Source organism: Pseudomonas sp. H3_E04 (assembly GCF_054668915.1).
In genome coordinates this window covers 2,364,084-2,389,073 of the sequence record NZ_CP162797.1, presented here as the reverse complement: position 1 = coordinate 2,389,073, position 24,990 = coordinate 2,364,084, and the positions used below count along the sequence as shown (strand labels likewise).

The following is a 24,990-nucleotide window of genomic DNA, read 5'->3' as shown; positions in this document are numbered from 1 at the left end:
TTTTGTGCGCGGCAGAGCATCGCCAGCGACCGTCGCTACCTTCCATCGGGTTACGTTTAGAGCGGTTCTTATAACTCCCGGTGATTTGACAAACAAAGTCGTCAAGCGACAATCGGCGCATGCTTGAAACGCTCTGCGGATGGGAGTACCGTCTGCGCCTTAGAAGGGCACCTCTGTTTAAAACCGCGCGCCAGGCGAATGCTTGAAAGCGCTGCAACAGAGAGGCTAGAAAGCGAATCCAGTAGTCTGCGCAGGGCCGTTGCCCCGCTCACTACGCCAACCTAATTCTGGCGCCGTTTGCCCACATGCCAAAAACCAGTGCCACGCTGCTGATAATCGATGATGACGAGGTAGTGCGCGCGAGCCTCGCGGCCTATCTGGAAGACAGTGGTTTCAGCGTCCTGCAGGCCGGCAACGGTCAACAGGGTCTTCAGGTATTCGAGCAAGACGAGCCCGATCTGGTCATCTGCGATCTGCGCATGCCGCAGATGGGCGGTCTCGAACTGATCCGTCAGGTCACCGAGCGCTCACCGGAGACGCCGGTGATCGTGGTCTCGGGTGCCGGGGTGATGAACGACGCGGTCGAGGCCCTGCGCCTGGGCGCGGCGGATTACCTGATCAAGCCTCTCGAAGATCTGGCTGTGCTCGAGCACTCCGTGCGCCGGGCCCTGGATCGTGCGCGGCTGCTGCTGGAAAACCAGCGTTACAGCGAGAAGCTGGAAAAGGCCAACCGCGAGCTCGAAGCCAGCCTGAACCTGCTCCAGGAAGACCAGAACGCCGGTCGCCAGGTGCAGATGAACATGTTGCCGGAAAGCCCGTGGAGCATCGACGAATTCCACTTTGCCCACCAGATCATCCCGTCGTTGTATTTGTCGGGTGATTTTGTCGACTATTTCCGTGTCGACGAGCGCCGGGTCGCGTTTTATCTGGCGGATGTTTCCGGGCATGGCGCGTCATCAGCCTTCGTCACCGTGCTGTTGAAGTTCATGACCACGCGTTTGCTCTTCGAATCGAAACGCAGCGGTACCTTGCCGGAGTTCAAGCCTTCGGAAGTGCTCGGTCATATCAACCGGGGGCTGATCAGTTGTAAGCTGGGTAAACACGTCACAATGGTCGGTGGAGTCATCGACGAGGAGACCGGTTTGTTGACCTATAGCATCGGCGGCCATCTGCCTTTGCCTGTGTTGTACACGCCTGACAGTGTTCGTTATCTCGAAGGCCGTGGTCTGCCGGTGGGGCTTTTCAATGAAGCCACTTACGAAGACCACGTGCTTGAGCTGCCGCCGACGTTCAGCCTGACGCTGATGTCTGATGGCATTCTGGACCTTTTGCCGGAAGCAACGCTCAAAGAAAAAGAGGCTGCTTTGCCCGAACGGGTGAAGTCAGCGGGCGGCAGCCTGGATGGTCTGCGGCAAGTGTTTGGTTTGGCCACGCTAGGGGAGATGCCGGATGATATCGCCCTGTTGGTGTTGAGCAGGAATCTTCAATGAGTACCGGTAGAATCCAGTTCGCCGAGCAGGACGGCACCTTCGTCCTGAAGTTCGTCGGTGAAGTTCGCCTGACCCTGTGTTCGGCGTTGGATGCGACTATTGAGAAAATCTTCACCGCGCTGAATTTCAACGCGATCGTGATCGATTTGACCGAAACCCGCAGCATCGACAGCACGACGTTGGGCCTTTTGGCCAAACTGTCGATCCTGTCGCGGCAGAAGGTCGGCCTGTTGCCGACAGTTGTCACCACCCACGAAGACATCACCCGGCTGTTACAGTCGATGGGCTTTGAGCAGGTGTTCAACATCGTCAACCATCCGGTGCCTTGCCCGGAGTGCCTGGACGACCTGCCGGATCAGGATCAGTCGGAAGAAGTGGTGCGAATCAAGGTGCTGGAAGCGCACAAGATTCTCATGGGCCTGAACGATTCCAATCGGGAAGCGTTTCATGATTTGGTGAATGCGCTGGAGCGGCATTGATCCAGTGAATTGAGGATGCATGGGCCGGCCTCTTCGCGAGCAGGCTCGCTCCCACATTTTGATCAGCAGTTACCATAAAAAAGGGCGAACCCTCACAGGTTCGCCCTTTTTGCATTTCACCAACTCAAATCACAGCTTGGCCTGCAGCAACGCTTCCAGCTTCTCCTGGTCGCGGGCGAACTGACGGATGCCTTCAGCCAGTTTCTCGGTGGCCATCGCGTCTTCGTTGGACAACCAGCGGAATTGCGCTTCGTTGAGGCTCAGACGTGCTTCACCGGCATTGCCCGGCGCCAGTTTGCGTTCCAGCTTGCCGGTGTCGGCGGCCAGTTTCTCCAGCAGTTCCGGGCTGATGGTCAGGCGATCACAGCCAGCCAGTTGCTCGATCTGGTTGATGTTACGGAAGCTCGCACCCATGACCACGGTCTTGTAGTCGTTGGCCTTGTAGTAGTTGTAGATGCGCGTCACCGACTGCACGCCGGGATCATCGGCGCCTGTGTAGTCGTTGCCGTTGGCTTTCTTGTACCAGTCGTAGATACGGCCCACGAACGGAGAGATCAGAAACACCCCGGCATCGGCGCAGGCGGCGGCCTGGGCGAAGGAGAACAGCAGGGTCAGGTTGGTCTGGATGCCTTCCTTTTCGAGGATCTCGGCAGCGCGAATGCCTTCCCAGGTCGAGGCGATCTTGATCAGCACGCGGTCGCGGCCGACGCCGGCCTTGTCGTACAGCTCGATCAGGCGATGCGCACGCTTGAGGATCGCATCCTGGTCGAAGGACAGACGCGCATCCACTTCGGTGGAGATGCGGCCCGGAACCACGTTGAGGATTTCTTTGCCCACTGCAACGCCGAAACGGTCGCTGGCCAGGCCGACATCGCCCTTGCAGTCGCGAACGCAATCGTTCAGCAGTTCGGCGTAGCCGTGAATGGCCGAGGCCTTGAGCAGCAGGGAAGGGTTGGTAGTGGCGTCGACCGGTTTGACTCGGGCGATCGCTTCGAAGTCGCCGGTGTCGGCAACCACGGTGGTGAACTGTTTGAGTTGTTCCAGCTTGGAAGTCATGGGCGTGCTCTATCCTATGGGTCTGAAGACATTACCCGAGCGCTGACGGGCACTCAAGGGTGCATTCGTGGATCGATGGCCCCTGCGGCAACAACCTGAAAACGATTGTTTGAAAGGTGGGGCGCGGTGTCGCTGAATACGATGCCAAAACAGCCCACAGGTTCAAAGCAACCGACCTGTGAACAGACCGGTTGCCCAAAGCCTACTCAGCGTTCAGCAAACCTTCCACGGATAACCGCGCCGGTTTTGGCTGGCCGTCGGAGGTGAGAAAGCCGAAGTTCTTCTCGCGATCGTTGCTGCCCGAATCGCTGTTCCTCCATTCATAGATAGAAGTCAGCGGGATATTCAGGCGTTTAACGTCGGTAATAAACGCGTTGATCTTGGTCGCTTGTCCCTCAGGCCCCCCATTTGAGGCGAGGGCTGAAACCCCCCATTCACTGATGACCCCCGGCAGATTGAAGTTCTGCTGGATGAAGGTCTGGGCGTTGCTGATCTGCGTGGCGGTCATGCCGTAAGGGTGATAGGACACGGCGTTCAAGCATTTGGGGTAATCGCTGACGATACTTTTCATCGCCACCGTCGACGCCGAGCCTGCGCTTGGCGGCCGGGCGAAGCCGAAACCGACCCGTGGTGTCGATTGCGGCTGACCTTCAAAGGCCTTGCACATGCCAGCCATGAACGGCACGAAGGTTGTGTCGAAATTGCGCGTCGGCCAATAGGTTTCCAGGTCCGGCTCGTTCCAGATTTCGATCGCCACCAATTGCGAGCTCCAGGATTTTTCCAGCCCGGTCACAGTGTTGGCGAACTTACTGCCGGCGGCGTTCAGCTCTTCGGGCGAAGTGGCCGGCAGTGCCTTGATTGCGCGCACCGTCAGCAGCACCGGCAGGCCGGCGGAAGCGGCGGCGGCGAAGGCGTCGCTGACCTGTTTCTGATAAGTCTTGGCGGTGAGGCTGTCGCTCCACACACCGAAGCGCACAAAGCTGAAGCCTGCCGCTTTGATCTGCGCGGCATCGGCGGCGGTGAAGCTCTGGATCTTCACCTGCACGCCGATGGTTTTCGCTGGAAGGTTGGGGAACAGCTCACTGGCGTGAACCTGGCTGGTCGCACCGAGCGCCATCAGGGCAAGGGCGGCGAGTTTATTGCGCTGTGCTGTTTTCATGTCTGCTCTCCTGAAGAGAATGACAACTACGAATATTTATCCCGTTACTCAATTTCCGATAACGGTGATGGCACTAAGTGCGCGAATGTTATTTTTTGTCAGGAAAACAGCAACTGAAAATCACAGTTATTTTTAGTCCGTTAATTGTGGTTGGGGCGGCTTAAAACGCTGTGGTACTTAATGTTCCTGTACTAACAGGGCGAAGCTATTTCTGAGTGCAGGAAAGTCGCGAGGGTTCATTAACTTTCACGGCATGTTGGCTGTTTGATATTACACAGGAAAGCAAGACTTGTTCAAAAAGATCCTCGTTGTCTGCGTGGGCAATATATGCCGAAGTCCGACGGCTGAACTGCTGCTGCGCAACGCGCTGGGCCCGTCCGCCATCACCGTGTCCTCCGCCGGCCTGTCCGCCCGCGTCGGCGAGGGCGTCGAGGCCTCGGCGCGGCAGGTTCTCGAAGAGCGCGGGCATTGCGCCGAGGCCTTCAAGGCGCGGCAACTGACCTCGGACATCGTCAATGACTCGGACCTGATCCTGGTCATGGAAAAGGCCCACGTCAATCAAGTGCTGAAGATTGCCTCGCACGCCAGAGGCAAAGTGTTTCTGCTCGGTAAATGGCAGAGCGAGCGCGAAATACATGATCCGTATCGTCAAGGCAAAGCCGCGTTTATTCATGCCCACGCATTGATTGAAGATGCTGTTAGTTCATGGGCGAAGCGTCTCGGGCATTGATGAATCTTCTTCAGAACAGTAAATGGTAAGAACAGACTTATGCAGTTACCGTCCGTAATCGGCACCCGCGACAATGATCAAGACAGTATTGATCTGCTCGGCATCTTCGGCAGCCTGATCGACCAGAAGTGGCTGATCGGCGCGCTGACCGGTGCCTTCATGGTCACCGGCGTCGCCTATGCGGTTCTGGCGACGCCCGTGTACCTGGCGAACGCGCTGGTGCAGGTCGAACCGAAAAAGAACGACATGCTCGGTTTCTCCGATCTCAACAGCATGCTCGGCGGGCAATCGCCGTCGGTGACCGAAATCGGCATCATCAAATCCCGCGCGGTGATCGGCAAAACCGTTGACGACCTGCGCCTGGATATCGACGTCACCCCCAACACGTTCCCGTTGATCGGCGGCTTCCTTTCGCGGCGCTATCGCGGTGACAGCGAGACCAGCGTCGCGCCGCCGCGCTTCGGTTTGACCAGTTATGCCTGGGGCGGCGAGCGTCTGGAATTCAATCGGCTGCAATTGCCGAAAGATTTGCTCGGCAAGAAACTTACCCTGATCGCCGGCGAGCAGCAGCGCTTTGAGCTGTTCGATGAAAACGACAATCTGCTCGCCGAAGGCGTGGCCGGCGAAGCGTTTGCCAACGACGGCGTGGAAGGGCAGATCGCTCAGTTAGCGGCCAACCCCGGTACGCGTTTTCAAGTGGTGCGCAATCCCCGCATTGTGACTATCCAGGGCTATCAGGACGCGCTGGATATTTCCGAACAAGGCAAGGAGTCGGGCATCATTCGTCTGGCGCTGGCCAGCTCCGACGCGGCCGAAGCGGTGAAGATCCTCAACAAGATCGCCTCGCTCTACGTCGAGCAAAACGTACGCCGTACCTCGGCGGAAGCCGCGCAGAGCCTCGCGTTTCTGCAGAGCCAGTTGCCCCAGGTCAAGCGTGATCTGGCCAAGGCCAGCGACGCCTTGAATGCCTACCAGACCCACGGCAAGACCGTGAATATCTCGCTGGAAACCCAGTCGGTGCTGGGCCAGTCGGTGGCGCTGGAAACGCGCATCTCCGAACTGAAAATGCAGCAGGCCGAGCTCGATCGCAAGTTCACCAAACAGCACCCGGCCTATCGCGCCCTGATGACGCAGATCGGCGAGCTGACCCAGCAGCAGAAATCCCTCGAGGGCAAGGTTCAGGACTTGCCGGCCACTCAGCAGGAATTGCTCAACCTGACCCGCGATGTCGAAGTGGCCTCGCAGATCTACACGCAGTTGCTGAACAAATCTCAGGAGCTGGACATCGTCCGCGCCGGGGCGGTCGGCAATGTGCGCTTGATCGACTCTGCCGATGTCGACCTGACCAATCCGATCAAACCGAAGAAGCCGCTGATCGTACTGATCGCGACATTGCTCGGCGCGTTTGTCGGTGTGGCGCTGGTGCTGCTGCGCAAATCCCTCAGCCGTGGCCTTGAAGGCCCGGAGGGCATCGAGCAGTTGGGCCTGCCGGTTTACGCGTCGATTCCCTACAGCGCCTTGCAGGAGGAAGAGGACAACAAAAAGGGCCGCGCCCGCGACGGCGTCGACAAGCCGGCGTACCTGCTGGCGCTGCGCAACCCGACCGATCTGTCGATCGAATCGATCCGCAGCCTGCGCACCTGCCTGCACTTTGCCGGGCTCGATTCGACCAACAATCGCATCATGATTTCCGGGCCGAGCCCGCAGGTCGGCAAGACCTTTGTTTCGTCCAACCTTGCAGCGGTCATGGCCCTGAGCGGCCAGCGTGTGGTGCTGATCGATGCCGATATGCGCAAAGGGCACCTGCACAAAACCCTCAACACCCCGATCAGCAATGGTTTGTCCGACCTGCTGGTCAAGCGCTGCACCCTTGAGCAGGCGATCAACAAAGTCGAAGTCGACAACCTGCATTTCATCAGCCGGGGGCAAGTGCCGCCCAATCCTTCCGAGCTGCTGATGCACGCCAACTTCCGCGAACTGCTGGCAGAACTCAGCGAGCGCTACGACCTGGTGATCATCGACACGCCGCCGCTGTTGGCGGTGACCGATGCCGCCATCGTCGGTCGCGAAGCCGGCATCAGCCTGATCGTCACCCGCTTCGGGGTGAACCCGGCCAAAGAGATCGAACTGACCATTCGCCGCTTCGCCCAGAACGGCATCGAGTTGAAAGGCGCGGTGTTCAACGGCGTCGAGAAGCGCGCGGCCAGCTATTACGGCGGCACTGGCTATTACAACTACGAATACGCGTCCGACAAATCCTGATGGTTGCCGATTGTTCTTTCCTGTTTGAAGTGGGTGAGCTGTGAAAAAAATACTGCACGTGGCAGAGACGATCAAAGGTGGCGTGGCGACGGTGATCCGCACGATTTCGGCATCGCCTGAAGACGACGCGGCGAATTATCAACTGGTCTATCTGGTACCCGAGGATCAGGCCAAGGAGCTGCACGGTATCGCCCCGCAGCAGGTGCGTACATTCCCGCGCAGCGGCCGCAACGTGCCTTCGCTGCTGCGTTTCGCCTGGCGTCTGAGCCAGGTGCTGCTCAAGGAAAAACCCGACGTGGTGCATTTGCACAGCACCTTTTCCGGAGTGATCGGCCGTGTTGTGTGCGTGCTGTTGCGACCATGGCGCAAGCCGAAAATCGTCTACTGCCCGCACGCGTTTTCGTTCCTGATGGAAAGCTCGCCGACCAAGCAGAAGGTCTATGCGTGGATCGAGCGCGTGCTGCAGAAAGTCACCGACGTGATCATTTGCGTCAGCCAGTACGAGCTGGATAAAGCCGCGCGTTTCGGCATCGAGCGCAAGCGCATGAAGCTGATCTACAACGGCATTCATCACAAGGATGACGCGCCGAAAAGCGCTGGCGCCGAGCCGATTCATCTGCTGTTCGTCGGGCGGCTGGATTACCAGAAAGGCTTCGACGTGCTGCTCAAGGCCTACGCCAAGGTCAATCGCAACGACTTGAAACTTACCGTGGTCGGCAGTGCAGTCAACGAGGATTCGGTCGAGTGCCCGCCGATGGATTCGGTCGAGTACCTGCCCTGGGTGACGCCGAGCGAAGTGCAGGCGCTGTATCAGAAGGCCGATGCGCTGATCGTGCCGAGTCGCTGGGAAGGCTTTGCCATGGTGCCGCTGGAAGGCATGGCCATGGGGCTGCCGGTGATCGCCAGCAACTGCACCTCGCTGCCGGAACTGGTCACCAACGAAGTGTCCGGCTACGTCTTTCCGTCCGGTGATCACCAGGCGCTGGCCGACGTGTTGACGATCATTCAGAAGCCGCGCCTGCTCGACCTCGGCAACGAAGGCCGGAGCATTGTCCGCGAACGTTTCAGCGCCGCGTTGATGATCCGCCAGACCTACGACCTGTATCACGCTCCCACTTATTAAGTAGAACTCAAGCTTATGAACGTAACGATTTTGCATGGCTACAGTGCGTCCAACTCCGGTGACGGTCTGCTCGTCGATCTGGCCATTGCTCTGGTGCAGCGTAACTTCGGTGACGACACCGCGATCAGTGTCGTGGCGTCCGATCCCGAGTCGTTCAATTACTTGCCGCACCCGCGTTTCGATGCGCCGGTGATGGCCGCCAAAGGTCTGGGCCGGGTCAAGCAAGCGGTGTTTCTCAATCAGTCCTACGCCGGGCTCGCCGATCTGCTGAAGAAAACCGATCTGATCGTCGGTGTCGGCGGCGGTTACATGCGCTCGAAAAGTGCCTTCGAGCACATCAAGCTGAAGCTCGGCCACGCCAAGCAACTGGAAACCGCGATCCTCAGCAAAGTGCCGTCGGTGTACCTGCCGCAGAGCATCGGCCCGTTCCACGGCGAGAGCAGCAAGATTGTCGAGCACTACGCCAGTGCCGATGCAGTGTTCGTGCGCGACAACCGCTCCTCGGCCATATTCGACGCTTGCGAAAACGTCTACCGCGCGCCCGATCTGGCCGTGCAGTCGCTGGCGAGCAAGATTCTTCAGCAACCGAAATTCACCCGCTGCGCCGCCTCGCCGGCGACGGTATGCGTGGTGCTGCGCAAGCCGCCGGAGTGGAGCAAAGAAAAGAAGGTCGCCTACGTGGCCAATCTGAAACTGCTGCTGCAGCGTCTGAAGAACAAGAGCAAAGTGGTCTGCGCGGTGCAAAGCGCGGTGCGCGGCAACGATGACGGAGCGTTCTACCGCGAGCTGGGCATCAACGAAGACCTGCTGTCGCTGAAGGCAACCATCGCCAAGTACCAACCGGACCTGGTGATCTCGGTGCGTCTGCACGGCGCCATCGAATCGCTGCTCTCCGGCGTGCCGGCGTATCACATCAGCTACGAGCGCAAAGGTTTTGGCGCCTATCAGGACATGGGCGTCGAGGACTGGGTGATCAATGGCGGCAACATCGACGTCGACACCATCATCAACACCGTTTACGCGCCGAATGCGCTGGCGGATTTCGGCAAGCGCCTGACCGACACCTGCCGCGAGATCGAAGCGAAAACCGTGGCCATGGACGAAATCATCAAGGGTGTCGTTCGATGATATTTCGGCTGTTGCTTCGCGGCGGAGCCTTGGGCGCGAAGTTCTTGCTGGTGTTGGCCATCACCCATTACCTCGGGTACGAGGCGCTGGGTTTTTACGGTGTGGTGGTCGCGGCTTCGTTGATTGCTTCGAAGTTCTACAGCGTCGGCTTCAGTTCCGAAATCAACCGGCTGATCAGCGTCGGCGGCAGCTCGCGGCGGGTGGTCGACAAGGTTCTGTTGCTGTATCTGGCGGTGGGGCTGTTGTTGTCGGTACTGACGGTGCTGATCTATTCGCTGTTCCAGTCGGTGGGAGCAACCGCCACGCTGATCCTTTGCGTAACTTTGGTGCTGCTCACCGAACACCTGTCGTTCGAGATCAATTCCTTCGTTTTTTCTGCGCAGAAAGCCACCGCCGGCGCCTTGCTGTTCTTCATCAAGACTGGCCTGTGGGCGGTGTTGGCGGTGGGCGGCATGGTGCTCGGCTGGGTCGAGGGCATCGCCAGTGTGTTGTGGTTGTGGGTCGCCGCCAACATGCTGGTGATCATCGCCGGTTACCTGATCGTGGTGAACGTGCACAAGGGACGCGAAGCAGCGGCACTGGACACCGCGACGGTGTGGAAGGCCGGGTTGCCGTTCTATCTCGGTACCGGTCTGATTGCGCTGAGTCAGTACGCCGAGCGCTTTCTGATCATTGACCTGGAGCCCTACGCCAGCCTCGGTAAATATGTGTATGCGTGGTCGGCGGCCAACACTTTGCAGGCGTTGTCGTACGCAGTGGTGGCAGTGGTCGGCATTCCGGTGCTGGCCAAGCGTTTCCAGGCCGATCAACAGGCGTTCACGGTCAGGCAACTGTTCGTCAACAAATGGGTGTTGCGTTCGCTGGCGGTCTCCGCCGTTGTGGCCGTGGCGATCTATGTGTTTTTCAATGTGCTGCTCGATTACGTCGCCAGCAGCGTGCCGCGTCCCGACAACGCGCTACTCGCGGTGCTGATTTTTTCCTTCGCCTTGCGGGCGATTGGCGACATCGTCTGGGGCGGTTTGATTGCTTCGAAAAACAGCCGGGTGTCGCTGGCCAGCGCGGCGCTCTGCCTGCTGATTTCAGTGCCGGTCAGCTATGTGCTGATCAAGCATTACTCGATCTACGGCGCGGCGTGGGGCAACGTTTTCGCCATCGTCGTGCAGCTCAGTGTGATTGCAGTGTTGACCCGTGTCACCGGCGCGAAAAAAGGCTGCGCTGTCATGGGCCTGAAACTGCCGCGCATCGAATTTCGCGGGCGCAAATTCGATTCGTCGATTTCCTTTCTGATCCTGTTCACCGGGCTGTTCCTGTCAGTGGCGATGCCACTGCTGGTGCCACGCGATCCGGGGCCGGATGCGATGACCTTGTGGTCGTCGTATGCGCGTGCCGACAACTGCAATTTCTGGAACCCGTTCTCGCCGGATCGCTCGTCCTACGAGTGTTCTGCGTTCCTGCTGCGGCCCACCGGGATCAATCTGACCAATGCCTGGGCCTACGGCATGTTCTGCAATTTTTTCCTCACGGCAATTCCGGTGGTGGTGTTCCGGCGCATGCCGTTGACCATTTTCGGCACCCTGTGCCTGTGGGGCATCGTGCGCTCGTTTTTTCTCGAGAACCTGACCAAGGAAATCATTGTGTCGGTGGCGGTGTTGAGCATTCTGCTCAGCGCATTGACGCGCAAATATCGCGGCGGTTTTTTCCTCTCGGCGGTGATTTACGGTGTGCTGATCCGGCCCTACTGGATTTTGTTTTCGCTGTCGTGGGTCGGCGTCTGCGTGATGAAAAAGTACGTCTCGCGCTTCACCTTTTTTCTGATGCTGTTCCTGTTCTACCTGGCGGTGGCCATGGCCATTCAGCTGGCGCTGGGCTTTCCGGTGTCATCGATCCGGGCGAGCAACAACGAGCTGCGCACGGCGGGCGAGGAGGGCTCCAAATCGCTGATCGTCTCCTGGCTCAGCGGCAGCGACTTCGTCTCCCAGGCGCTGGACTCGATGATCATTTTCTTCCGCCTGTCGTTTCCGGTGGAGCTGATTCTGCTGTCCGGGCCGGGGCAGGTGATCTTTGTTGCACTGATGATCATGACTGCACTGCTGCTGTTCAAAGTCATCACTTCGACCGACTACAAAGGCGCGCCGATCCAGACCAAACCCAAGGAACTGATCGCGATTCCGCTGGCGTTTCTGTTGGTGCAGGGCTTGTTCGAGCCGGACTTCGGCTCCTTCGCCCGTCACTTCTCGATGGTCGTGCCGGTGTTGTTCGTCGGCCTGGGATTGATGCTGCGCGCGAACAAACCGGTGCAGGTCGAATCAAGAATTCTCACTTAAGGCAGGTGCTCTATGTCGAGCAAGAAAAAATCCCTGGAGATCGAAACCCTGCGCGGCCTGGCGTGCCTGCTGCTGGTGCTCTATCACGTCATCGGCCCGCTGGGCGGTGGCTTGAAGATCGACATCGGCTCGCCGTTCCGGGTCATCGCCGACTCGATGGTGTACGTGCGCATGCCGCTGTTCACCTTTATCTCCGGCTACATCTATTCGATCTACAAGATTCGCGGCAATGACTTTGCCGCGTTCTTCGCTGGCAAGGTGCGGCGGCTGATCGTGCCGCTGTTCTGCGTCGGCGTGCCGTTTTCGGTGCTGCAAGCGGTGGGGCCGGGGGTGAACAAGGACGTCGGCGTGATCGATGCGTTGTTGTCGTTCTGGGTGCCGATCAACCACTTCTGGTTTCTGCAGGCGGTATTCAGCATTTTCATCTTCGTTGGCTTGCTGGAGTGGCGCGGCCTGCTGCGTTCGGCGACGCGGCTATATGGCTTGTTTGCGTTTGCGGCGGTGTTGTTCCTGCTGCCGCCGTTGCCGCTGGATGCGTTCGGTATCAACGGTGCGATTTACCTGCTGCCGTTTTTCGTCGCGGGGATGATTGGCCAGGAAAATGTCGATGTTTTGAAGCAGCGTTTCAAAGTGCTCGGGCCGCTGTTGTTTGTGCTGATTGCGCTGACGCTGTTGTACGTCGCGGCGATCGATCGTGAGCTGATTGTCGATCGCCGTAGCCTGATCGGTTTGACGGTGGGGTGTGTGTCTTGCATCGCGTTGCTGTCCAGTGACATGCGCTCGAAAGCGCTGACCTGGCTGGGCGGGTATTCCTATGCGATTTTCCTCTTTCATGTGCTGTTCGCAGCGACCTCGCGCTTTGTGCTGGGGCGCCTCGGCGTGAAGGATGAGAGCTTGCTGGTGCTCGGTGGTCTGAGTTGTGGATTGCTCGGGCCGGTGCTGTTGGCGATGGTGTTCAGCCGGTTCAATTTTACCTCGGTGCTGTTCCTTGGCGAGCGCGCGGCGAAGAAGAAAGCGCCGGTGATTGTGGCTCCGGTGGTGCAGACGCAATCATCCCTGTAGGAGCTGACGAGTGAAACGAGGCTGCGATCTTTTGATCTTTTGATCTTTTGATCTTTTGATCTTTTGCCGTGGCTTGCGAAGATCAAAAGATCGCAGTCTCGTTGCACTCGTCAGCTCCTACAGTGGATCCGTGCTAGTCACACCATCCTTGTGGGAGCGAGCCCGCTCGCGAAGCGTTCATCCCGGGCAAAGGAAATATTCAATGATGCCAGTAGACGCCCCTCAACCAGTCGCCACCTCGGCCATCACGGTAGACGATGCCCGCCAGCGTTTTGCGCAATGGCGCGAGGGCAAGGCCGGCAAGGTGCTGGCGGTTTCGGTGATCGGTGACAGCTACACCGCCGGGCAGGATTTCTATCTGAACAAGCTGGTGCAGCGAGTGGCCGCCGAGGTGGGTTTCGCCGGCCCCGGTTACGTCGGTTTCAACCACGGCGCGGCGCTGGGCGGCACGCACTTCAAATACACCCGCAGCAGCGATAAATACTTCGGCGGCGGCTGGAAGGTTTCCGAGCTGGGCCAGGCCAGTCCGGACAGTCGCACGATCAGCGGCAAACCGGGCGCCTGGTTGCAAGTCGAGGCCAGCCCTTCGCCGCGCATCGATACCACGCTCACTCAGGCGAAACTGTTGTATCTGGGCAGCGGCGAAGCCGACGAGCTGCGCTATCGCTGGTCGCCCGCGCAAGCCTGGCAACCGTTGAAGCTCGCAGGCTCAGGCGTTCAGGAAGTCGCGCTGGCCGGCAATCCATCAGCCGCAGACTGGTCATTCAGACTGGAAGTGGTGAAGGGCGCGCCCACGTTGTTCGGCCTTTGGATGACGAATGATGAGAAGGGCATTCGGGTGTCGAAACTGGCGGCCTCCGGCGCGGCATCGGCGGATTTCTATCACGCCGATCGACAGTGGCAGACGCAATGGAAAACCGTGGTGTCGAAGATCCCGGCCGACGTTTACCTGATCATGCTCGGCGGCAACGATCAGGGCTTCGGCGTCAAACCTGCGCAGTACCTGCAAAACGTTCAGGGCCTGGTGAGCATGCTGCGCGAGATTCAGCCAGCGGCGAGCATCAACCTGATCATGCGTCAGGACACCACGCGTTCCAGCGCTTACCCGATGTCAGCCTATGCACAGGTGCTCGAACCGTGGGCGCGTGAGCAGCAGCTCGGTTTTGCCAACCTGCAATGCGCATTCGGCCCCGTCGTCAAACGCTACGCCAGCGCGATGATCGGCCCGGACAAGATTCATCCGTTGCCGGCCACGGGCGGGAAGGTGATTGCCGATTATTTTTATGGCTGGATCATGGGCGCCAACGACCGTTGCGACAAACCCCCGTTGTAGGAGCTGACGAGTGAAACGAGGCTGCGATCTCTTGATCTTGATCTTCACTGCGATCCGAAAAGATCGCAGCCTCGTTTCACTCGTCAGCTCCTACAGGTTGTTCATGCCGATGCGAAGCTGTCGACTTGTTCGAGTAACTCCGCAAGTTTCTGCGGCATCAACCGCGCATCACAACGGGTCTCGACGTTGATGATGATCGCCGGGTCGTTGCAGCAGATGCGCACGCGAAAGCGCCAGTCGCAGAAGATCACTTTCAGACCATCGCGGTCATCCATTTCCAGCGCCTGTTCGCCATATAGCGCCTTGAGATGCGCGAGCAGCGGATAGGGATTACGCAGCGGCCGGCGAATATCGCCGGACGCAGGGAACACACCGATCCGCTCCACCAGCAGAATCGTGCCCAGCCAGGTTTCGTTGGCGCTGGGCAGCGGTTGATGGCGCGACAACCAGCTCATCACCCCGAGGTTGCCCACCTCACGCTCAATCTCTGTCGAATGTTGTGCAATGTTCATGGTTGCCTGCCTCTGGTGGTGGGGGAGCCGTCTCAGCGGCCCTTGAGGTACACGTTGTCGTAGCAGAAGTTGGTCGCTTGCAAGTAACCCTCGGCGTCGCCGCAGTCGAAGCGCAGGCCTTTGAATTTGTAGGCCAGCACGCAGCCGTTCTGCGCCTGTTTCATCAGTGCGTCGGTGATCTGGATTTCACCGCCCTTGCCCGGTTCGGTGTCGGCAATCAGGTCGAAGATGTCCGGGGTGAGGATGTAGCGCCCGATGATTGCCAGGTTCGACGGCGCGTCCTGCGGCGCCGGTTTTTCCACCATGTTGTTGACCCGGTAGATGCCCTCGGAAATCAGCTCACCGGCAATCACCCCATACTTGTGAGTCTGGTCGGCGGGGACTTCCTGAATGGCGACGATCGAGCAGCGGAATTTCCTGTACAGCTGAATCATCTGCGATAGCACACCGTCGCCTTCCAGGTTCAGGCACAGGTCGTCGGCGAGCACCACGGCAAACGGCTCGTCACCAATCAACGGGCGGCCACTGAGAATTGCGTGGCCCAGGCCTTTCATTTCCACCTGACGGGTGTAGGAAAAGGTGCAGGTGTCGATCAGCTCGCGGGTGCCGGCGAGGAATTTCTCTTTCTCGGTGCCGCGAATCTGGTGCTCGAGTTCGTAGCTGATGTCGAAGTGGTCTTCCAGCGCGCGCTTGCCCCGGCCGGTGACGATGGCCATGTGTTGCAGGCCGGCGTCCCGTGCTTCTTCAACGGCATATTCAATCAACGGCTTGTTGACGATCGGCAGCATCTCTTTCGGCATGGCTTTGGTCGCCGGCAAGAAACGCGTGCCGTAGCCGGCAGCGGGGAACAAACATTTACGAATCATAAAAGTATCCTGGACAGTCATGGAACACAGGCGACGGTTGCGCACCACAAAGTGGTGGCAAGTTTCAATGATTATTGAAGGCTTACTTTAATACCCGAGTCAGGTTGTTGCTGGCAATTAGTTGCGCTATTAAAAAGCGCTATTGTTATGAGATGTCGACTACTTGGTTATAAGTTATTTTTAGTCGGTATCTGTCGATAGTGAGAAGTATCCAGGGAGTGCTAATAAGTACTCGTCAAACAGTTTGACCGGCAAAAATAATTATTGCCATTGGTTGAACTAAATTTGTTTGAGGTTGTTGTCGCCCTGTTTGTGTGAATTGCTCCGCATATCCACCAGGCATGGCTTGACACGCTACCGGGTACTTATTCAATGACGGACCGCGCTATGAAGATTCTGGTAACGGGTGGCGCCGGCTATATCGGCTCGCATACCACACTTGCATTGCTTGAAGCAGGTTATGAGGTTGTCGTTCTGGATAATCTTTGTAACAGCAGCGACGCAGCACTTCACGCCGTTGAAGCCATTTGCGGCAAAAGTGCATGGATGATTCGCGGCGATGTCTGCGATCGGCCGCTGCTCGACCGGATTTTCCGCGAGCATCAGATCGACGCCGTGCTGCACTTCGCCGGGCTGAAAGCCGTGGGCGAGAGTGTGCGCAAGCCGCTCGAATACTACGAAACCAACGTCGGCGGCAGCATCACCCTTTGTCAGGCGATGGCAGCGGCGGGGGTGTTCCGGCTGGTGTTCAGTTCTTCGGCGACGGTGTACGGCGAGCCCGAAGAGATGCCGATTCGCGAGGATTTTCCTACGGGCAATCCGACCAATCCCTACGGCCAGTCCAAGCTGATCGTCGAGAACGTGCTGCGCGACCTGAGCCTCGCCGAGCCGCGCTGGAGCATTGCGCTGCTGCGCTACTTCAACCCGATCGGCGCCCACGCCAGCGGGCATATGGGCGAAGACCCCAACGGCATCCCGAACAATCTGGTGCCATATATCAGCCAGGTTGCGGTCGGCAGCCTGCGCGAACTGTCGATTTTCGGCAACGATTACCCGACCGCCGATGGCACCGGTGTGCGCGATTACATCCATGTCGTCGATCTGGCGGATGGGCATTTGAAAGCGTTGCAGTCGATCAGCGAGCGCACCGGCATCCACACCTGGAATCTCGGCACTGGCGATGGCTACAGCGTGCTGCAAGTGCTGCATGCCTTCGAACAGGCCTGCGGGCGGCCGGTGCCGTACCGGATGATGCCGCGCCGTGCCGGTGACATTGCCGAGAGTTTTGCCGATGCTTCGAAAGCGGCGAAAGAACTCGGCTGGAAAGCCACGCGCAACTTGCAGGACATGGTTGCCGACACTTGGCGCTGGCAATCGAATCATCCCAATGGTTATTCGCGATGATGGCCATTTAGTCCGATGTTAGTTTCAGTCAGGTTGTTAGATAACGTCGGGAAATTACACTGGCAATGCCATTTGCAAGTCCGTAGATATAAACCTGCCGTTCGACTTTAGCAGTTGCACAGGACTGTGGAAGAACAACGGATCTTGTTCGCGCTCTTTGCGGACTTGAAAGCTACCAGCTCTGACACAGATCTGTTTTTTAACAGTTCGAATGTTAGAAAGGAGTTGTTATGAAAAAAGTGATGGCAGTTGCCCTGTTGACGATGTTGAGCAACTGGGCTGCCGCCGCTGAAGCGCCGTTGACAGCGGTAACCAATGTAGGTGGCAGTGTGGCGGCTTCGCAAGCGCCCGCGGCCAGTACTGCAATGGTTGCCAGTGCTGTAGCGGCGTCCAACAGCGGTGGCAGTGCCAACGGCGGTACCACCGGTACGACAGGTACCACCGGTACAACCGGCACGCATAACTAACAGGAACATTTGTTAGTGCAGTACAGAGTCGCCCGACGCAAGTCGGGTGACTTTGTTTTTTGGATTCGCCCTTGAATAGCGTAGTGCCATTATGACTCGTAGTGTTTATCTTTTAATGTTGGCAAGTCTCGCTTTGCAAGGTTGCATGTTTTCCCCCGGCCAGTACCTGAGCACCAGCGATATCACCCGCCAGGGTGCCAGCGAAAGCAGTCGGGTCGAGCTGATTCCGATCACCCCGAAGCTGATCGCCATGAACCGCGCCACGCAGAAGCGTGAGTCGCTGCCGGCGGAGCTGTTGGTGACGCCAGCGGAATACCGCATCGGCAACAACGACGTGCTGTACATCACCGTCTGGGATCACCCGGAGCTGACCGCGCCCTCCGGCGCGCAACAACAGATCGATGCCAACGGCCGTCTGGTGCGCTCCGATGGCACGCTGTATTACCCGTTCATCAAGGAAGTCCAGGCCGCCGGCCGGACCATCCAGCAACTGCGCGCGGACATCGAGCAGCGCCTGTCGGCATTCATCGCCGAGCCGCAGGTCGACGTCGCGGTGTTGCGCTTCGCCAGCCAGAAAGTCGTGGTCACCGGCGCCGTGACGAAGGCCGGCCCGCAAGCGATTTCGACCAATCCGCTGAGCGTGGTCGAGGCCCTTGGTTCCGCTGGTATCGACACTAACAATGCCGACTTGTCCGGGCTGTTGCTGACGCGCAACGGGCGCGTCTATCCGCTCAATCTCGATTCGCTCAATCAGCAGGATTCCGAACTGCAGAACGTCTACCTCAAGGGCGGCGATCAGCTGTATCTGCCGTACAACGACAACAAGCGCATCTACGTCATGGGCGAGGTCAACCAGCCACGCGCGCTGAGCTTCAAGACCGCGACCATGAACCTGTCCGACGTGCTCGGTTCGGTCGGTGGCCTGAGTCAGACCAGTTCCAACGGCAACGCGGTGTACGTGATTCGCGGCGTGGAAAATCTCGACGTCGAGCCAGCCAAGATCTATCAGCTCGAAGCCGAATCGCCGACCGCCATGGCGCTGGCCTCGCACTTTCAGGTGCGGCCGCAGGATGTCGTCTACGTCGGTCCGGCCAACGTTACTCGCTGGAACCGTTTCATCAGCCAGTTGGTGCCGTCGGCGTCGATTGTCGGCACCGGGGCTTCGGCAGCGAAGAACTGGAGCGAATACAGCAACAACAGCAAATAAGGCCGCCCGACTGTGAACCTATTGAAAGTGGGCGTCTGCCTGATGGCGGCCTCGTTGCTGTGCGGCTGCAATCCGCTGATGAGCGCATCGCTGAACAACCTCAAGGCCGCCGTCGTCGGCCCCGACGAGGTTGACGTTTCGGCGGCCGAAGTTGCCGGGGTCAATTATCCGCAACTGAAACTGACCACGCCCTCCGGCTCAGGCGTGCTGGCGCTGGTGCGCGAGCGCGAAGATCTGCAGTTCTGGGTCGCCTCCGGCAAGCAGGTGTTGCTGCTGCGCGATGGCCTCGCCGTGCGCAGTATCGGCCTCGGCCTGGAAGGCGATCTGGATGGCACGCGGCTGGCCGATGATTCGCCGTTCAAGCACGGTCTGCATCATGTCGCCGACGGTTTCACCACGCGGCGCTGGATCGATCTGTACAAAGGCCAGGAAGTCGGCGTGATCGTCAACAGCCGCTTCTCGCGCCGCTCCACCGAGACCCTGGAAATTCTCGACAAGGCTTACTCGGTGCTGCGCGTCGATGAGCAGATCGACGCGCCGGCCATCGGCCTCAGCGCGACCAACCGTTACTGGGTCGACCCGCGCGACGGTTTCATTCTGCAAAGTGAGCAACAACTGACCTCGCAACTGCGCGTCAAGCTGGTGCAATTGACACCTGATCGCAGGCATCTGCCGTGAAGCGCTTAAGCCTTATCGCGGCGGGTCTTTTGCTGATCGCGGAGGCGAGTCAGGCCGCCGTTACTGTGTCCGGCGACGTCGCCAATCCCGGTCCGATCGCATTGCCGCCGGGCGGCCGCCTGCTCGATGTGATCAGCGAAGCCGTGCCCAATGCCGAAGGCTACTGGCTGGCGGGCGGCTTGTTGCGCCAGTCGCTGATCGAGGAGCAGACGCGGCTCAAGGTCGGCGTGTTGTTCGATCTCGAGGTGCTGCAGCGCATGGCAACGCTGTTCGACCGGCCGAGCCGCGCAGCACTGGCGCAGCGAATTGCTGAAGAAGTCCGGCAAATGCCAGTGACCGGACGGCAGATCGCTGATCTCGATCCGGTGGCCGTGGAAGTCGGCTTCGCGCGCAACATTCGCCTGGATGACGGCGATCGGCTGATCTATCCGAAACGGGTTGATGAAGTGCAGGTGTTGGGCGCGGTCACCGAGCCATGCCACTTGCCCTATCAGCCGTTGCAAGAGGCCCGCGAATATCTCGAAGGCTGCTCGATTCTCGACGATGCCGAGGCCGATTACCTGTGGTTGATCCAGCCCAACGGCGTCTCGCGGCGCGTCGGCATCGCGCACTGGAATCGCGAGTCCGGGCAGTTTCCGGTGGCCGGTAGCAGGATTCTGGTGCCGATAAAAAATGATGATCTAGATCCGCCTCTTCCTGAACTGAATCAGCAGTTGGCCGAATTCATTGCCACGCAGCTGGCCGAGGTGGTTCGTTGAAGTTACGTTTTGCAGCTGTGTTGTTATTGCCCTGCGGTCTGGCTCACGCCGAGCCGCGCATCACCCAGAATGACTTCGGTGGCGCCGGTCTGTTGCAGACGCCGACGGCGCGCATGGCCCCGGCCGGCGAGTTGAGCGTCAATGCCAACCGCACCGATCCGTACAGCCGCTACAGCGTGTCGTTGCAACCGCTGGACTGGCTCGAAGGTTCTTTCCGCTACACCGCGATCACCAACCGGCCGTACGGCTCGGAGGCCCTCAGCGGCAGTCAAAGCTATAAGGACAAGGCGGTCGACGCCAAGGTACGCCTGTGGCAGGAAAGCCACTGGGCGCCGGAAGTGGCGCTGGGCTTTCGAGATATCGGTGGTACCGGTTTGTTCTCCAGCGAATTCTTCGTCGCCAACAAGCGCTTCGACAATTTCGACTTCAGCGCCGGCATCGCCTGGGGCTACATTGGTAATCGCGGCGACTTCGACAACCCGCTGGGCTACGTCAGCAGTCGCTTCGATACGCGCCCGGCGCTGGAAGGCACCGGTGACGTCAACTCCGGCTCGTACTTTCGCGGCAAGCCTTCTCTGTTCGGTGGCATGAGCTACCAGACGCCGTGGGATCGGCTGAGTCTGAAGCTTGAATTCGAAGGCAACGACTACAAGAACGAGCCGAAGGATAACGAGATCAAACAGGACTCGCCGATCAACCTCGGCGCGGTGTTCAAGGTGACCGATTCGATCGATCTGAGCGCTGCGTGGGAACGGGGCAATACGGCGATGTTCGGCGTGACCTTTCACACCAATTTCGTCAGCCGCAAGGCGCCGGCCAAGACCTACGATCCGACCCCCGAACCGCTGCCGACGAAGGCGCCGACGACCTCGATGGAACAGGTCAACTGGGCCGATGTGTCGCGGCGTCTGCAGCAGAATGCCGGGTACAAGGTCGAGCGCATCAGCCAGCGCGATTCCGAACTGATCGTCTATGGCGAGCAGCAACGGTATTTCCATTCGTCCAAGGCTGTCGGCCGCGCGAGCCGTATTCTCGACAACAGCGTCAATGACGACATCGACTGGTTCACCGTGGTCAACAAGCGCTATGACTTGCCGCTGGAAGAAACCAGCCTGCCGCGCCAGACCTTCCGCGAAGTGATCAACAACGAGGAGCCTCTGGAGTCGCTGCACCGCACCACCGAAATCAACCCGGCGATGCCGCACAACGAGAAAACGCTCTACAGCGAAGCGCCGCAGCATTTCAGCTACGGCGTAGGCCTGGGCTTCAAGCAGAACGTCGGCGGCCCGGATGGTTTGCTCTATCAGTTCAGTGCTGACGCGGACGCGGAATATCGCTTCAACCGCAACACCTGGTGGAGCGGTTTGCTCAGCGCCAACCTGGTCAACAACTTCGACAAATTCGTCTACGACGCGCCGAGCGGATTGCCCCGCGTGCGCACGGATCTGCGCCAGTACCTGACCACGTCAAACACGACCATGCCGTTGTTCCAGCTCAGCCATGCCGAGCAGTTGGACAAGGATCTGTACGGCATGGTGTACGGCGGCTATCTGGAATCGATGTTTGCCGGCGTCGGCGCGGAAGTGCTGTTCCGCCCGACTGGCGAGCGCTGGTCGCTGGGTGCGGATCTGAACTGGGTGCGCCAGCGTGATTTCGATCAGGGTTTTGCCTTGCGCGATTACTCGGTCGTGACCGGGCATATCACCGGCTATACCGACCTGCCGTTCGATACGCTGGCAGCGGTTAGTGTCGGGCGGTATCTGGCCGGGGACTGGGGCACCACTGTGGATATCTCGCGCGAGTTTTTCAACGGCGTGCGCGTCGGTGCCTGGGCGACCATCACCACGGCCAGCAGCGCCGAATATGGCGAAGGTAGTTTCGACAAAGGCCTGTACCTGTCGATCCCGTTCGACGAAATGATGAGCATGTCGACCATGCGCCGCGCCAACCTGGTCTGGGCGCCACTGACCCGAGATGGTGGTGCCAGACTGAACCGCAGCTATCAACTGCACTCGATGACCGATAGCCGGGAAGGGGACATGTTCTATCGCAATTTCGAGAAGATTACCGAGTAAGCGCTGGTCTATGGGAGCGAGCCTGCCCGCTCCCACAGTAAATCGGCATCACGCCACACATCCCGGCCATAACCCAAGCCCCTGTGGGAGCGGGCTTGCCCGCGAAGGCGCCGGCACATCCAACATCTCCATCGCCTGACCCAGCGCTTTCGCGAGCAGGCTCGCTCCCACAATTGGACGGCATCACGCCACACATCCCGACCATAACCCAAACTCCCTGTGGGAGCGAGCCTGCTCGCGAAGGCGCCGGCACATCCAACATCTCCATCGCCTGACCCAGCGCTTTCGCGAGCAGGCTCACTCCCACAATTGGACGGCATCACGCCACACATCCCGACCATAACCCAACCCCCTGTGGGAGCGAGCCTGCCCGCGAAGGCGCCGGCACATCCACCATCTCCATCATCTGACCCAGCGCTTTCACAGTAAATCGGCATCACGCCACACATCCCGGCCATAACCCAAACCCCTGTGGGAGCGGGCTTGCCCGCGAAGGCGCCGGCACATCCAACATCTCCATCGCCTGACCCAACGCTTTCGCGAGCAGGCTCACTCCCACAGTAAATCGGCATCACGCCACACATCCTGGTCATCACCCAAACCCCTGTGGGAGCGGGCTTGCCCGCGAAGGCGCCGGCACATCCAACATCTCCATCATCTGACCCAGCGCTTTCGCGAGCAGGCTCACTCCCACAATTGGACGGCGTCACGCCACACATCCCGACCATAACCCAACCCCCTGTGTGGGAGTGTTACACCACAATTTCCCCCAAACCCTAATCCCTGTGGGAGCGGGCTTGCCCGCGAAGGCGCCGGCACATCCACCATCTTCATCATCTGACCCAGCGCTTTCGCGAGCAGGCTCACTCCCACAATTCGTCGGAATCACGCCACACATCCCGGCCATAACCCAAACCCCTGTGGGAGCGAGCCTGCTCGCGAAGGCGCCGGCACATCCACCATCTTCATCATCTGACCCAACGCTTTCGCGAGCAGGCTCGCTCCCACACTTGGACGGCATCACGCCACACATCCTGGTCATCACCCAAACCCCTGTGGGAGCGAGCCTGTAGTCCATACCGGTTACCCAAATCCCGCGCACAAAAAAGGGGACTTTCGTCCCCTTGCGATCTGAAGCACTGAACCTCAGTAAATGTCCTTCGACAATAACGTAAACGGCGTCTTCACCAGGATCTTCAGATCCAGCCACAACGACCAGCTGTTGATGTACTGCAGGTCAATCTCGACACGCTTCTGCATCTTGTCGATGGTATCGGTCTCACCCCGGCAGCCGCTGATCTGCGCCAGGCCAGTGATGCCCGGTTTGATTCGGTGACGCGCCATGTAAGCGAGGATCTTGCCCGAGTAGTAATTGTTGTGCGCCACCGCATGCGGCCGTGGACCCACCAGCGCCATATGCCCCTGCAACACGTTGAACAGTTGCGGCAACTCATCCAGCGAAGTGCGGCGGATAAAGCGGCCTACTGCGGTAATGCGCGAGTCATTACGGCTGGCCTGTTTCACTTCGCGGTCATCGTGGACACGCATCGAGCGGAATTTCCAGACCTTGATCACCTTGCCGTTCCAGCCATGGCGGTCCTGCTTGAAAAACACCGGGCCGGGCGAGTTGAGTTTTACCGCCAGAGCGATGATCAACAGCAGCGGACTGAGGGCAATGATCGCCAGGAATGCGACGGTTTTCTCAACCAGACTTTTGCTCAGCGCAGCGGTCGGGCGGCTGGTCAGCGGGCTCTCGTTCAAGTAGATCGCCGGCAAACCGTCCACGACCTTCACCGAGTGGTTGAGCAGGGTCAGGCTGTTCAAGTCCGGCACCCACACGACATCGACGTTGGCGCCGAGCAAATCGACATACATCGCTTCGATTTTCGCGGCTTCGCACAGCGGCAGGGTGATGTAGAGGCGGCGGATGTCGTGGGCCTCGATCAGTTCGAGCAACTCGTCCTGAGCGCCAACGACACGCGGTGCGTCGGACGTCAGGACCGGTTTGTCACCGTTACTGACCAGGCCAATCAGCGGCAGGTTTTCCAGCTGGCTGAGCTTTTTCGCCAGGCCCAGCGCCAGTTCGCCGGTGCCGACAATCAGCGTCCGGTGTTCGCTTTTACGCGAACGCTGGTAGTACTTGGAAAACGCATGCAGCGGCGCGTAGAGGAACGCCTGACCGAGGAAGCCATACACCGCCCAGCTCAGAATTACCTGGCGGGAAAACAGCTCATCGGCCTGGCAGACAAAAGCGATGCACGCCAGCGCGGCCATGGTCATCGACCAGCCCATGAACAAGCGGCCGAGGCCGGTCAGGTAGTTGTCGCGTTTGCGATAAACGCCGCTGAATGTGTAAGCCGGCACCGAGGCCAGGACGGCGAGGGTGGCGCACATTCGGTAGTAGAACGCGACGGTGCCGGTGTGCTGTTCAGCGAGGATGAACAGCAGCGTCACAACGAAAGCTTGTGCCAGCGCCCATTGGCCCCAAAAGGTCAGTCCCTTGAGGCCCGTGCTTCGATTGATACTGAGAGAAAGATCCATACGATATCCCCAAAAGACGTCCATTCAGGTTTCAACAGTTGAAAGCCGAGTTGTTATGCAGACTTATTGTTTTTGTTTTAGCGAGTGTCTTGAGGTAACAACATCGAGAGCCGAACTGTCGTCAGCCAATAGACTAAGTTATTGCCGGGAATGGTGTCTGACGAGTTTTAACAAGATGGCACAGTGCCAACTTTTAATAATTAAATAGATGGCTGTTAGAAAAGGTCGTAGAGCGGGGGATGAAAAGAAGGGGGCGTATTTGTTACTGTTGAAGGGTGGAGGCAGGAAGCTTTTATCGAATCAGGGAGAGAAAACCAAACAGAGTGCTCTTCTTGT

The 24,990-nt window shown here is 58.9% G+C and carries 20 protein-coding genes; 15 read left to right on the top strand and 5 right to left on the bottom strand.

Annotation, left to right across the window (positions count from 1 at the left end; all coding sequences use genetic code 11):
- The first annotated feature begins 305 nt into the window (after positions 1–305).
- Entirely contained in the window at positions 306–1,490 is a 1,185-nt protein-coding gene (gene rssB / locus AB4N53_RS10690; protein WP_460120380.1) for a two-component system response regulator RssB, read from the top strand.
- Positions 1,487–1,969: an anti-sigma factor antagonist RssC gene (gene rssC, locus AB4N53_RS10685; RefSeq protein ID WP_003226553.1), complete on the top strand. Its 483-nt coding sequence runs from the start codon at positions 1,487–1,489 to the stop codon at positions 1,967–1,969. The genes rssB and rssC overlap by 4 nt, the downstream gene beginning before the upstream one ends.
- Positions 1,970–2,098: 129 nt before the next feature.
- On the opposite strand, the gene tal is transcribed toward rssC, so the two are convergent.
- Positions 2,099–3,025, bottom strand: a complete 927-nt coding sequence (tal, locus tag AB4N53_RS10680; RefSeq protein ID WP_041477315.1) for a transaldolase — start codon at positions 3,023–3,025, stop codon at positions 2,099–2,101.
- Between the two features lie 202 nt (positions 3,026–3,227).
- Positions 3,228–4,184 (bottom strand): glycosyl hydrolase family 5, encoded by a 957-nt coding sequence (locus AB4N53_RS10675; protein ID WP_460120378.1) that lies wholly within the window; start codon positions 4,182–4,184, stop codon positions 3,228–3,230.
- 289 nt (positions 4,185–4,473) lie between these two features.
- On the opposite strand from AB4N53_RS10675, the gene AB4N53_RS10670 reads away from it, so the two are divergent.
- From AB4N53_RS10670 to AB4N53_RS10640, 7 genes are all read left to right on the top strand, one after another.
- Complete coding sequence (locus AB4N53_RS10670) at positions 4,474–4,914, top strand: low molecular weight protein-tyrosine-phosphatase (RefSeq protein ID WP_460120376.1); 441 nt, start codon at positions 4,474–4,476, stop codon at positions 4,912–4,914.
- A 39-nt stretch (positions 4,915–4,953) separates the two neighbouring features.
- Positions 4,954–7,176: a polysaccharide biosynthesis tyrosine autokinase gene (locus AB4N53_RS10665; protein WP_460120374.1), complete on the top strand. Its 2,223-nt coding sequence runs from the start codon at positions 4,954–4,956 to the stop codon at positions 7,174–7,176.
- Between the two features lie 40 nt (positions 7,177–7,216).
- The gene (locus tag AB4N53_RS10660; protein ID WP_016775464.1) at positions 7,217–8,299 is read left to right on the top strand and encodes a glycosyltransferase; all 1,083 of its coding nucleotides are present in this window, start codon (positions 7,217–7,219) and stop codon (positions 8,297–8,299) included.
- A gap of 15 nt (positions 8,300–8,314) precedes the next feature.
- Complete coding sequence (locus AB4N53_RS10655; protein ID WP_434766183.1) at positions 8,315–9,427, top strand: polysaccharide pyruvyl transferase family protein; 1,113 nt, start codon at positions 8,315–8,317, stop codon at positions 9,425–9,427.
- A 1,220-nt stretch (positions 9,428–10,647) separates the two neighbouring features.
- On the top strand, positions 10,648–11,751 hold the full coding sequence (locus tag AB4N53_RS10650; RefSeq protein ID WP_016775461.1) for a hypothetical protein: 1,104 nt from the start codon (positions 10,648–10,650) through the stop codon (positions 11,749–11,751).
- Positions 11,752–11,763: 12 nt separating this feature from the next.
- On the top strand, positions 11,764–12,813 hold the full coding sequence (locus AB4N53_RS10645) for an acyltransferase family protein (protein WP_460120367.1): 1,050 nt from the start codon (positions 11,764–11,766) through the stop codon (positions 12,811–12,813).
- A gap of 202 nt (positions 12,814–13,015) precedes the next feature.
- Entirely contained in the window at positions 13,016–14,146 is a 1,131-nt protein-coding gene (locus AB4N53_RS10640) for an SGNH/GDSL hydrolase family protein (RefSeq protein WP_460120365.1), read from the top strand.
- A gap of 101 nt (positions 14,147–14,247) precedes the next feature.
- On the opposite strand, the gene AB4N53_RS10635 is transcribed toward AB4N53_RS10640, so the two are convergent.
- Together AB4N53_RS10635 and galU are read right to left on the bottom strand one after the other, a co-directional pair.
- Positions 14,248–14,658, bottom strand: a complete 411-nt coding sequence (locus tag AB4N53_RS10635; RefSeq protein ID WP_460120362.1) for a mannose-1-phosphate guanylyltransferase — start codon at positions 14,656–14,658, stop codon at positions 14,248–14,250.
- A gap of 32 nt (positions 14,659–14,690) precedes the next feature.
- Positions 14,691–15,524, bottom strand: coding sequence for a UTP--glucose-1-phosphate uridylyltransferase GalU (gene galU / locus AB4N53_RS10630; protein WP_041477294.1), 834 nt, complete (start codon positions 15,522–15,524; stop codon positions 14,691–14,693).
- A 387-nt stretch (positions 15,525–15,911) separates the two neighbouring features.
- Between galU and galE the strand changes: the two genes are divergently transcribed.
- The 6 genes from galE to AB4N53_RS10600 all read left to right on the top strand — a co-directional run bounded on the left by galE (position 15,912) and on the right by AB4N53_RS10600 (position 22,113).
- Positions 15,912–16,928, top strand: a complete 1,017-nt coding sequence (gene galE / locus AB4N53_RS10625) for a UDP-glucose 4-epimerase GalE (RefSeq protein WP_016775458.1) — start codon at positions 15,912–15,914, stop codon at positions 16,926–16,928.
- Positions 16,929–17,158: 230 nt separating this feature from the next.
- Positions 17,159–17,395 carry a hypothetical protein gene (locus tag AB4N53_RS10620; RefSeq protein ID WP_016775457.1) on the top strand — a complete coding sequence of 79 codons (237 nt, stop codon included), beginning with the start codon at positions 17,159–17,161 and terminating at the stop codon, positions 17,393–17,395.
- A gap of 91 nt (positions 17,396–17,486) precedes the next feature.
- Complete coding sequence (locus tag AB4N53_RS10615; RefSeq protein ID WP_172667912.1) at positions 17,487–18,602, top strand: polysaccharide biosynthesis/export family protein; 1,116 nt, start codon at positions 17,487–17,489, stop codon at positions 18,600–18,602.
- Positions 18,603–18,614: 12 nt separating this feature from the next.
- Complete coding sequence (locus AB4N53_RS10610; RefSeq protein WP_460120359.1) at positions 18,615–19,280, top strand: YjbF family lipoprotein; 666 nt, start codon at positions 18,615–18,617, stop codon at positions 19,278–19,280.
- A complete protein-coding gene (locus AB4N53_RS10605) occupies positions 19,277–20,038 on the top strand; it encodes a capsule biosynthesis GfcC family protein (protein ID WP_460120357.1) in 762 nt (253 codons plus the stop codon). The genes AB4N53_RS10610 and AB4N53_RS10605 overlap by 4 nt, the downstream gene beginning before the upstream one ends.
- Positions 20,035–22,113 (top strand): YjbH domain-containing protein, encoded by a 2,079-nt coding sequence (locus AB4N53_RS10600; RefSeq protein ID WP_460120355.1) that lies wholly within the window; start codon positions 20,035–20,037, stop codon positions 22,111–22,113. Before AB4N53_RS10605 ends, AB4N53_RS10600 begins: the two co-directional genes overlap by 4 nt.
- Before the next feature lie 1,146 nt (positions 22,114–23,259).
- On the opposite strand, the gene AB4N53_RS10595 is transcribed toward AB4N53_RS10600, so the two are convergent.
- A complete protein-coding gene (locus tag AB4N53_RS10595) occupies positions 23,260–24,654 on the bottom strand; it encodes an undecaprenyl-phosphate glucose phosphotransferase (protein WP_460120353.1) in 1,395 nt (464 codons plus the stop codon).
- Between the last annotated feature and the right edge of the window lie 336 nt (positions 24,655–24,990).